Raw genomic sequence first — 10,920 nt, forward strand, 5'->3', positions numbered from 1 at the left:
GCTGAAACCAAGCTGCTCTGCGAGAGGCCCAACGTAATCACCGCACCCGTATGCACCGGCCAGATCGGCTCGACTGAAAATTGTTTGAATAGGAATAGTCGACTTCAGGACGATAGGCTAGGATCAATACGAACTTTGTGAAGCACGTCATACTCACGACCGGTGTCGACGACTTATTTGTCGATCCAGGATCATACGCTCTTGTTGTTGCTATGCGTGATGCGGCAAGTCCGGCGTTTCCTCAAACGCGTGCTGCAGCGTTTGAGACGTCGCAGCGATCGCATCCGGAGTTGCAAGGATCGGCCATCGCTGCCGTAATTATCAATTTTGACGCCGCAGCAGGCTGGCGTGAACTTCGCAGGTGGACTTTGCATCTGAGCCGACGTGGTGTTTTGGTACAGTTCGGATCATGTAGATGGACACTAGACATTGGCAATCACCTGACTCCAATGCCAGCGCGCTCCCGCGCGTGAACCTCCTCGGTCAGTCGCCGATATTCATCGAGACCATGCGTCTGATCAAGAAGATGGCGGCTTGTGACGCCACGGTGCTGGTTCAAGGCGAGACTGGCACCGGAAAGGAACTAGCAGCGAGGGCACTGCACTATCTGAGCGACCGCCGTGACTTTCCCTTCATCCCCGTGAACTGCGGCGCGCTTCCCGACAATCTGCTTGAAAGCGAGCTGTTCGGCCACGAACGCGGCGCGTTCACCGATGCGAAGCGGTCGTCGCCGGGACTCGTCGCTCAGGCGGAACGCGGCACGCTCTTCCTCGACGAAGTGGAGGCGATGACGGTGCGGGCGCAGGTGGTCCTGCTGCGCTTTCTCGAGGACCGGCAATATCGACCGGTCGGAGGGCACCGGATCAGCAGCGGCGACGTTCGCATCATCGCATCGAGCAACGTCGATCTTAACGATATGGTGCGTATGGGCCAGTTCCGCCGTGATCTCCTGTTTCGCTTCAGCATCTTGTCGCTCACGATGCCACCGTTGCGTCAGCGCGACAACGATGCGGTGCTTCTCGCGGAGCATTTCGTGCGACGCTTCGCTACGCAATACAAGAAGCCTATCAAGCGGTTGCACCCTGAAACGGTTGACTGGATGCGGCTCTATTCGTGGCCCGGCAATGTGCGTGAGCTCCAGAATTTGATGCTGCGCGAGTGCCTGCTGGTCGATCGCGATACGATCCAGCTTTCCGGCGGCGCCGACGTCGATGCCCAGCAGCCTGCATCGTCCGGCGATTACTCCGCGCAGACGTTCAAGTCGGCGAAGGCGCAGGCGATGATTCAGTTCGAGCGAACCTATCTGAGCCGGCTTCTCACCCAGACCGGCGGCAACATCACGCGTGCCGCGCGTATCGCTGGAACAGACCGCAGCGCATTGAACAAGCTCGTCAAGAAACATGGGCTGATCGGCGCCCAGTTTCGTGCGTCCGCGACCAGCGTGTGACGACGCCGTCGTCGTCCCTGGGTTAATCGTTACACCCCCGGCGCAAAATTAGCTCACCTCATCAAGCCGCTGAAACTGCCGTCTTTCGCCGTGCCGAACTCCGCTCTCGCGTGGATGCCGGCTGAGGCGAGATTGACCCATCTGTGCGTTGGGCTTGCGAACGGCCCGCGGAAATCACTCATGAAATTGTCTTGGCACATCGTGTGCAATCATCTGCTCGTGACTGATGCAGTGCTGGGATCCGCGCTGAGGCATCATCTGTGGCCACCGAGAGCGAAGAGACGATTGTGATCGCCCGCATGATTGAGAGTTACCTCGAACGTCATCCGCGAGCGGCGGACACCCCGGAGGGTATTCGTGATTGGTGGCTCGCCGTCGAGCAACGCGAGGCGTCGCTCCCCGCCGTCCTCGCAGCCGCGGAATATCTGGTCGCTCTGAAGCGGCTTGCACGCATCGTCCTGATCGATGGAACGGTGGTCTATGCCTGTGCCCAAAGTGGAGGAGGAGCGTCGTGATTGGCCGGCAGCGCGCCAATGACCGAGTGAGCAACGCGGCACAACTTGCGGCGGGTGGCAGCGCATGAGCATCGGCGACACCCATACGAGCCAACTCTCTCTTTTCGGGCGACTGGCCGACGAGCTGACGCGGCAGGTGATCGGGCCATCCAACTTCAGTGCATCGCTCGACTCCGATGGCCGACCGTCCCTCAAGAAGAGTGACGGTTTCTTCGCGTTCGTAGGTCTCGCGCCATCTCCGTCGGAGTACCGTGTCCGGATCGACGCTCCGACGTTCCAGCAACGGATCGTCGCGAAGGTGCGTCCGTCCGAGGCTCCGGTCGAGCTCAGCTTTCCTGGCGAAGACGAACTCTATCTCACGATCGTCGATGTGTCGGCGCCGCAGTCGCGGGTGACGTTCGATCCGATCGCATTCGTGCCGCCGATCGAGCCGGGTGCGGCCGTGATCGGGCAGGGCGGATTTGCGGCGACCCTCGTCGAGGGGCTCGAGGGGGCAAAGGTGAGCTTCGCGACGCTGAGCAGCGTGGCTGGGCTGGCGCCCAACCAGGTGCTTCGGATCGTTCGCAGCCGGAATTTGCTCGTTCGTCCGGGTTCAACCTATCCGTTCCCCGCCGCGACTACCGTGGTGGTGGTTAAGCTGGCCGCAGGCGACCAGGGTGGCCCGCCGGTCATCGATGGCCGCATCGAAATCCGCAAGATCAATGGAAACGCGCCGAGCACGGTCAACGTCGGCGAGTTGACGCTGAGCGTGTTCGATCTCGGCGGCGGTCCGCGCGGCGTGCTCTTGCTCGATGAGCAACATCGATCGGCACTGAGTAGCAAGCGCGGCGACGTCGTGTTCCATTTTGCGGGACGCCTCGCAATCACCAGCATCGACGTATCGATCGCGGCTCCCGGCTTCCAGGCGAAAACGCAGTTGATCGATCTGGTCGCGAAGTCGCGGACGACCGCGATCGTCGTGTTGTCAAAAGTCTAGTTTCGAGAGCACGGGAATGTAGCGCATGGCAGAGAACAGCGAACAGGCTCCGCAGGCAGGCAGATCTGCGAGTGTCACGGTGACAAACACCTATCGAAACCAGCCGCTACTATTTCATGTCGCGGGGGGGAGCGTACGGCTGGGTCCTTGCGAAACACAGCAGATGAGCCGCGACGTCCTTTCCTCGCCGGAGCTTGCGCATCTGGTGCTCACGGGCGTCGTTCAGGTCCGAGATCACGCACCGGCTGAGGCGCAAGGCGAAGCGGCGCCGCAACCATCCGAGTCACCAGACAAGGATCGGTGAGCAGTTCGCGCCGCGCTGGATCAGCGCAGTCGTTGCGCCCAGGTCCGACCGGCCGAGTGAAAACGTTTGCAGATGGGGAGAGCTGAACGTGGCAACCTACCGGGCACCAGGCGTTTATGTCGAAGAGATATCATCCGGCAGCCGTCCGATTCCATCGTCTGCGACGTCAACCGCCGCCTTCATCGGCGCGGCACGCAAGGGCCCGGTCAACCGCGCGACGCTGATCACGGGCTTCGCCGAATTTGAGCAGACCTTCGGCGGTCCCTACCGGATTCTCAAGGGGACTCAGGAACACTACCTCTACTATGCCGTCCGGCACTTCTTCGAGCAGGGCGGCAGCCGCTGCTATATCGTTCGCGTTGCGCACTATCTGGACCCCGGATCGGCGGCCACGTTGCAGGCATCGCCTGCCTCGGTGCAATTCGCCGGAGCCGCATCGGACGGTACGGCGATCTCGCCTGCGTTGACGGTGAGCGCGAACAGTCCGGGGGAATGGGGGCAGGATCTCGAAGCCCTTGTGGTGAACACCAGCGCTGCATCGCTGCGACTCGCCGGGGACATGACCGCCGGCAACCAGGATAGGCTTGCGCTGGTACTCAACGACTCCGTCGCGGTCGGGGCATTGCTCTGGATCGTCGAAGAGGTGAGTGGCCGGATCGCGCAGGTGAATGCCGCGACCAAGGCCGTCAGCTTCACCGCCGACAGTCCGCTGCTGGCTGGGAGTGCCAAATTTGCCGGTCCAATCCCGAGCAAGGTGCCGGTCTACGGTCCTCGCCTCAACTACTTTGGCGCGACGGTCCTGGCGCAACCCGTGCAAGTCGCTGCCGGTGTCGCCGACGGGATCATTCTGTCGTCGTTGACCAAGCCCGACGGCAGTCTGTTGCGGTCGGGCGATCAACTGACCTTCGCCATCACCCAGGCCTACGCAGTCGTGACTCGGGTGAGCGTCCAGCCTGGATCACCTGCCGTGACGTTGGCACAGTTCACGACGCAGGCCATGCCGGCGTTCGCTGCCGCGAGAAGCCGTGTCTATCTGCGCGGATTCTCGCTGATCATCAGGCGGAAAAGTGAGCCCAGAAAAGATAAGGCAGTGCTGGAGGTTCACGAAAATCTTTCGCTCGTCAACACCGATCGGACCAATCATGTGAATGTCCGGCTCGGCGCTGGAAGCGGAGGCTCCAGATACGTCGTTGCCAATGACGAGACCGGCACGAACGACCTCGCAACTCTCAACAACGCGGACGCGACGGCCCTGACGGGCGGCAGTGACGGATTGAACAACACCGTCACAAACACGAACAATCTCCCCGACAGTGACTTCATCGGGCAGGAGCCGTCGAAAACCGGCCTCTACGCACTGACCGCCGTGACGGACGCATCGATCCTCGCGATACCCAATGCCAGCGAGACCGTGACGAAGGAGGCCATCGCTTTTTGCGAACGGCGGGGCAATCTGTTTCTGGTCGCCGAGAAGCCCCGCAGCTTCCCGGACGGCATCGCCGCCTACCGTGCGAAGTTTGGGACGAGTTATGCGGCGCTCTATGAACCGTGGATCACCATCACGGATCAAGTGACGAACAGGCCGGCATTGGTGCCGCCGTCGGGCGCCGTCGCCGGCATCTACGCACTCACCGACAGCCGCCGCGGCGTTCACAAGGCGCCAGCCGGAATGGACACGGGACGCGTCGCTGTTGCCACAGGCCTCGAGCGGAACATCACGAGGGGTGAGTACGATACGCTCTATCCACACGGCGTGAATGCAATCCTCAAGTCGCGTGACGGCATTTTCGTGTGGGGGTCACGTACGCTCTCTAGCGATTCGCAGTGGCTGCAGATCAACGTGCGTCGGCTGTTCATCATGCTGGAGCAGTCGATCCTCGACGGCACCCAATGGGCCACGTTCGAGCCGAATGACCTGACGCTGTGGAAGAGCATCGAACGCAACGTCAGCGCCTTTCTCCGGATCCAATGGCTCGAAGGCAAGCTCGTCGGACAGACCGAGAAGCAGGCCTTCTTCGTCAACTGCAATGCTGCGACCAACCCGCCGGAAGTGGTGAACAGCGGTCAGGTCGTGACCGTCATCGGCGTCGCGCCGTCCAGGCCGGCAGAGTTCGTGATCTTCCGTATCAGGCAAAGCGTCGGGCAGAGCGCCCGATAACCGCTCGAGGACAGTCGACATGGCGGAGTATCTTTCACCTGCGGTCTACTTCGAGGAACTCTCTTCGGGGATCAAGCCCTTGGAGGGCGCCGGGACATCCACGGCGGGTTTCGTCGGGCTCGCTGCGCGCGGGCCGATCGGCACGGCGGTGCCGATCAACAACTTCACCGAGTTCCAGAAGAATTTCGGCGATTTTTCCAGTGATGCGCTGCTGCCATTCTCGGTCAACGCATTCTTCAACGAAGGCGGCGGCACCTGCTACGTGGTGCGCACCTGTCACTACGACAACGCCGACAGGCCGACGGCGATATCGGCCAATCGCGTCTACAAGGCAGTTGGGGACGCCGCCGCCGACGCGCTGAAGGTCGAGGCCAGTTCGGCTGGTGCTTGGGCGAACGGCCTCGCCATCATCGCTCGCAATCCTGACGCGGCGACTTTCGAGCTTGAAGTCTTCCAGAACGGTCGCTCGGTCGAGACCATCTCTGCGCTGTCGATGGATCGCTCCAGCCGAGACTATGCCGAAACTCGGATCAATGGCATATCGCCCTTCATCAAGGTCACCGACGTCATAGCTGCCGGTTCCGCGCTCAACATTGCTGGTCGCAGGCCGGCACCGACCGCTGGTGCCGTTCCGGACCCTTTGCAGAGCGGCGACGACGGCCTCAGTGGACTGTCCGCCGACGATTACATCGGCAAGCCCAGCATCGGTAACGGACTGAATGCGTTCAACGCGGTGGATGGCCTCAGCATCATCGCCGTGCCCGAGGCGGTGGACCGCAACGTGCACGTCCGCGCGACGGCCTATTGTGAATCGCGACAGGACTGCTTCTATATCGCAGATTGCCAGCCGATCATTACCGCTGCTGACGACGTTCTCAACTACAAGACGGCGGATGGCCTGTTCGCCGGGGGCAATGCCGCGAGCTCCAAGTTCTCAGCACTCTATGCCCCCTGGATCGAGGTCTTCGATCCGCGCACGAACGGCAGGATCGCCATTCCCCCCTCCGGTGCGATCGCTGGCCGCTATGCCGACGTTGATCGCAAGCGCGGGGTCCACAAGGCACCGGCGGGGATTGTCGACGGCAAGCTCAAATCCGCGCTGGGTCTGACATTCGGCTTCGTACAGGCCGATCAGGAGAAGCTGAATCCCGCCGGCATCAATCTGATCCGAAGCCTCCCTGGCGCCGGGCCCGTCATCTGGGGCGCGCGCACCACGAGCAGCGATCCGGAGCAGCGCTACGTCAATGTCCGGCGACTGCTCATCTTCCTGCGCGAGAGCATTCTCGACGGTACCAGCTGGGCGATCTTCGAGCCCAATGACCGCAGCTTGTGGAAGAGCCTGGAGCGAAACATCGCGGCGTTCCTGCGGCTGCAATGGCTGAACGGCGCACTTGTCGGCGCCACCGCCGACCAGGCCTTCTACGTCAAGTGCGACGACGAGACCAATCCGCCGGAGTCGGTTCTCCTGGGGCGCGTCATCACCGAGATCGGAGTGGCGCCCTCGAAGCCGGCCGAGTTCGTCATTTTCCGCATCGCCCAGAGCGTCGACGGCGGCGCCTGATCCGACCAACACCATGGAGGAGGATTTTACATGGTTCATCGCGAGTCCGATCCGTTCGCCAGCTGCCACTTCCTGATGGAGAGCAATGGCCTGATCCAAGCCGGATTTTCCGAATGCACCGGGCTGAACTCCGAGACCAACATCATCGAATATCGCGAGGGCAATGACGACAATTCGTCTCGCAAGCTGATCGGACTCAACAAATTCGGCAACATCACCCTGAAGCGCGGGGTTGGCCTCGGGCATCAGATCTTCGAGTGGCGCCGCATGGTCACGGAGCCGTCCGACGACCCGACCCGCGAGCCGCGCCGCAACATCTCGATCATCCTGCTCGACGAGAAACGCAGCGAGAAGGTCCGCTTCAATCTCAAGAACGCCTGGCCGTCGAAATGGGTCGGCCCGGATTTCAAGGCCGCCGCAAACGAGATCGCGATCGAGCAGCTCGAAATCTGTCATGAGGGAGTGAGCATCGCATGACCTTGCAAACGGAATTCGAGTTCAGGCTGCCCAAGGGATACATCGACAGCGAGGGTAGCCTCCATCGTGACGGCATCATGCGGCTTGCCAATGCGCGCGACGAAATTCTGCCGCTCGAGGATCCCCGGGTTCGACGCAATGAGGCCTATCTGCTGGTCATCCTGCTTGCGCGCGTCATCACGCGACTGGGCGATCTGCGCGACATCAATCCCGGCGTGATCGAGAAGCTGTTCGCGTCGGACCTCAACTACCTGCAGGGACTCTACAACAGGATCAATGGCAACGGCTCCAGCAAGCTTCCCGTCGTATGTCCGCATTGCGACGAGAAGTTCGAGCTGGAGCTCGAACCTGCGGGGGAATCGTAGGCTACCCTCTGGACCAGATCGTCCAGGAGGTAGCCTTCGTCGCCTATCATTTTCATTGGTCGCGCACGGAGATCTACGACATGGCTCATCCCGAACGTCGCCAGTGGGTCGAGCAGATCAGTCGTCTGAACCAGGCCGCCCAGGACGAGGCGTAGAATGAGCAAGTCGATCGGCGGCGCACCCGGTTTGTATCTGCAGGGCATTCCGTCAACCCGTGCCCCGCAGCTCAGCGCCATCGCCGGCTTCGTCGGCATTGCGGAGCGTGGTCCGCTGCACCGACCGCAGCCTGTCGGGAGCTGGGACGAGTTCGAGATGGTGTTCGGACGTCCTGTCGGCTACGGCTGGCTCGGCGATGAAGTGTTCGGGTTTTTCCGCAACGGAGGCGCGAAATGCTACGTCGTGAGGGTCGCCGATCTCGCCGATCATTCCGCGGACAATATCGATGGGCGGCGTCCCCGGGTCGATCCGCTACGGGCGGCACAATTTGAGCTCAATGACAGCAATGGCGATGCGACGCTGGCAATCGAAGCCATCAACGAAGGTCGCTGGGGCAATCGGATCGTCCTCACGCTGGGCGAAGGCACACGTCCCAACCTGTCATTGACCACGCTCACGGCGGACGCGACCGCGTCGGCAACCCGGATCTCGGTGGCTGAGGTCTGTGATCTCGCGCCCAACATGAGCGTTAGCCTTGCGGATCCACGCGATCCGTTCAAGGTGACGGGCGCGACGATCGTATCTATCGACAGTCTCAGCCATGTGGTGACCTTGTCGGCGCCGCTGCAGGCCGCTCTGCCGGCGGGATCGCGGCTGTCCGGGCGGGGGCTGAAGCTGGTCGTTCGCCTCGACGATCGATACGAGGTGTTCGATGATCTCTCGATGTCGGCGGCGAGCCCACGCTATGCGCCTGCGCTGATCAATGGCGCCGACGATACGCAGAGCTACATCGACCGGCAGGCGCTCGGCTACTCGATCCTGATCCGCGCGAGCCAGGTGCTGGATCAGGACGGCCGGGCACGGCTCCGTCCGGTCAGCGTGCCGGCGCAGCCGGTGGTCGCAGGCGGCGAAGGTCATCGCTTCAGTGAAGGTACGCTGCAGGCTGCCGATGGCAGCCGTTCGCTCACGCTGGTCTGTCGGTCGGACGGGCCGCACGCCGTCAACATCGGCAGCAGCGGCAATTCGCTGCGGGTGCGAGCGACGGCATTTGCCACGTCGGCTGCCGTGCCCGTCAATCCGGGCGACGACCGGATCGTGGTTCAGAATGCCGAGGGACTGATCGCAAAGGACGTCATCACCATTGCCGATCCCGCGAATGGGGCGGTGATGGAGGACTGCTCCATCGCGCTGGTCCAGCCGGACAACGTTCTGGTGCTCGATGCGGCGGTTCGCAACAAATATCCGCTCAATGCCGCCGTCTCGATCAAGGGCCGCTTCACGCTCACGATCTGGGCCGCCGACAATCCCGAACCAGTCGAAGTCCATCGCAATCTGAGTGGCGAGCCGGCGAGCCCGCGTTATGTGCCGAAGGTGTTGGCCGTAGATCCGGCGACACGCCTTGGCGTCGATGGTCCCACAGTGGCAGGCGCGTCCTTTGCGCTGCCGAGTGGCGAAATCAATCTGGCGGGTGGCCGTGATCCCGGCACGATCCTGTCGGGCTGGTACACCGGCTATCGCGGCGCCGATCTTTTTGCGCCGGCGGGGGGGCCGCCCGGTGCACGATATGGACTGGCGACACTTGAGGAGCTGGAGGAGGTCGACCTTGTCGCGGTGCCCGACCTCGCCGCGCAGCGGCTGCTGGCCACCTCGGACGGAGACGATCCTGAGACGACTTATCTGCAGGCCGCTCGCGAGGTGCTGACGCACGCGACGAGGTGCGGCGAACGCCTGGCCCTGCTCGACACGCCGTTCGGCACGACGCCGGCGCAGGCAACTCTGCTTCCTGGAAAACTGGCGGATGCGCAGGCGGCCAAGTTCGGCGCGCTGTATTACCCTTGGTTGATGACGTCGGTGAACGGCATCACGAGATTGGTGCCGCCGTCCGGCTTCGTGGCCGGCGTCATGGCGCGTTCGGACGCCGCAGCCGGGGTGGGGCAGGCGCCTGCCAATGAGCCCATCAAGGATGTCGTTGATCTCGAGGTCCAGCTCGAGGCCGTGGACCAGAGCGATCTCAACCTTGTCGGCGTGAACTGCGCGCGCAAGGTCGGCGCGTTGGCGATCGAGCTATGGGGCGCACGCACGCTCAGCACCGAGCCCGCATCCCGCTACGTCAATGTCCGCCGGCTGCTCATCGCGGTCAAGAAGCAGCTCGGTCGTGCGTTGCGATGGGTCGCGTTCGAGCCCCACGACGCTGCGCTGCGCCGGCGCGTCGAAGCCAGTCTGACGAGCCTGGTCCGCGGGCTGGTTGCGGGCGGCGCGACCGCTTCGAGCGCTGCCGATCAGGCCTTCTTTGTTGCCTGCAATGATGAGACCAACCCGCCTGAGGTCGTCGCGGCCGGGCAACTGGTTGCCGATATCGGCATCGCGCTGGCCGCACCGGCAGAGTTCATCGTGCTCAACGTCCGGCGTACGCCCGACAGCATCAGTGTCACGGAGGACGGCGGATGATGGGGAGGGTGAAAAGTCATGCGCAGGGCTAGCGATCCGGTCGCCAACTTCCGCTTCGTGCTGGAACTCGGGTTTCTGCAGGCGGCGAGCTTCAGCGAGTGCACGGGGCTGCAGCTCGAAACCAAGGTCTATGAATATCGCGAAGGCGGACGCAATTCGCACGCGCTGAAATTTCCCGACGCCGGCAGCGTCGGCTCGATCACGCTCAAACGCGGCGTGACGTCCGGCGCCAACTCCGATCTGCTCTATCGCTGGCAACAGGACGTCATGTCCGGCAGCTTCAACGCGGCGAGCAACCTCAACCGCAGGCCCAGTAATCCGGATCAGGACATCGACAACAAGGTGGCGGTCATCCTGCTGGACGAAATGGGACGGCCGTTGAAGCGTTGGCAGCTGTTTCGACCGTTTCCCGTGAAGTGGACCGGACCCGACCTGAAGGCGGGCGCCAGCGAGGTCGCCATCGAAGCGATCGAGCTCGCCTGCGAAGGAATCGAGCTGGCTTGAACCATCGAC

The 10,920-nt window shown here is 62.6% G+C and carries 10 protein-coding genes; all 10 read left to right on the forward strand.

The genetic code is table 11. The annotated features are described in order from the left end of the window. Positions 1 to 415: 415 nt before the first annotated feature. The 10 genes from ACQR07_RS24120 (at position 416) to ACQR07_RS24165 (ending at position 10,911) form a co-directional block, all read left to right on the forward strand. Positions 416 to 1,447, forward strand: a complete 1,032-nt coding sequence (locus ACQR07_RS24120) for a sigma-54 interaction domain-containing protein (protein ID WP_434904619.1) — start codon at positions 416 to 418, stop codon at positions 1,445 to 1,447. A 260-nt stretch (positions 1,448 to 1,707) separates the two neighbouring features. Beyond that, complete coding sequence (locus ACQR07_RS24125) at positions 1,708 to 1,962, forward strand: hypothetical protein (RefSeq protein WP_434904620.1); 255 nt, start codon at positions 1,708 to 1,710, stop codon at positions 1,960 to 1,962. Positions 1,963 to 2,026: 64 nt separating this feature from the next. Beyond that, on the forward strand, positions 2,027 to 2,938 hold the full coding sequence (locus tag ACQR07_RS24130; protein ID WP_434904621.1) for a hypothetical protein: 912 nt from the start codon (positions 2,027 to 2,029) through the stop codon (positions 2,936 to 2,938). A gap of 392 nt (positions 2,939 to 3,330) precedes the next feature. Next, a complete protein-coding gene (locus ACQR07_RS24135) occupies positions 3,331 to 5,400 on the forward strand; it encodes a phage tail sheath family protein (protein WP_434904622.1) in 2,070 nt (689 codons plus the stop codon). Positions 5,401 to 5,419: 19 nt separating this feature from the next. After that, positions 5,420 to 6,961 (forward strand): phage tail sheath family protein, encoded by a 1,542-nt coding sequence (locus ACQR07_RS24140; RefSeq protein ID WP_434904623.1) that lies wholly within the window; start codon positions 5,420 to 5,422, stop codon positions 6,959 to 6,961. Between the two features lie 30 nt (positions 6,962 to 6,991). After that, positions 6,992 to 7,438: a phage tail protein gene (locus tag ACQR07_RS24145; RefSeq protein WP_434904624.1), complete on the forward strand. Its 447-nt coding sequence runs from the start codon at positions 6,992 to 6,994 to the stop codon at positions 7,436 to 7,438. Further along, positions 7,435 to 7,803, forward strand: a complete 369-nt coding sequence (locus ACQR07_RS24150; RefSeq protein ID WP_434904625.1) for a hypothetical protein — start codon at positions 7,435 to 7,437, stop codon at positions 7,801 to 7,803. The genes ACQR07_RS24145 and ACQR07_RS24150 overlap by 4 nt, the downstream gene beginning before the upstream one ends. Beyond that, complete coding sequence (locus tag ACQR07_RS24155; RefSeq protein WP_434904626.1) at positions 7,746 to 7,958, forward strand: DUF6760 family protein; 213 nt, start codon at positions 7,746 to 7,748, stop codon at positions 7,956 to 7,958. The genes ACQR07_RS24150 and ACQR07_RS24155 overlap by 58 nt, the downstream gene beginning before the upstream one ends. Position 7,959: 1 nt before the next feature. After that, a complete protein-coding gene (locus ACQR07_RS24160) occupies positions 7,960 to 10,407 on the forward strand; it encodes a phage tail sheath subtilisin-like domain-containing protein (protein ID WP_434904627.1) in 2,448 nt (815 codons plus the stop codon). 18 nt (positions 10,408 to 10,425) lie between these two features. Then, complete coding sequence (locus ACQR07_RS24165) at positions 10,426 to 10,911, forward strand: phage tail protein (protein ID WP_434904628.1); 486 nt, start codon at positions 10,426 to 10,428, stop codon at positions 10,909 to 10,911. Positions 10,912 to 10,920: the final 9 nt, after the last annotated feature.

Origin of the sequence: Bradyrhizobium sp. HKCCYLS20291 (genome assembly GCF_051167715.1) — a bacterium.
GTDB lineage: Bacteria > Pseudomonadota > Alphaproteobacteria > Rhizobiales > Xanthobacteraceae > Bradyrhizobium.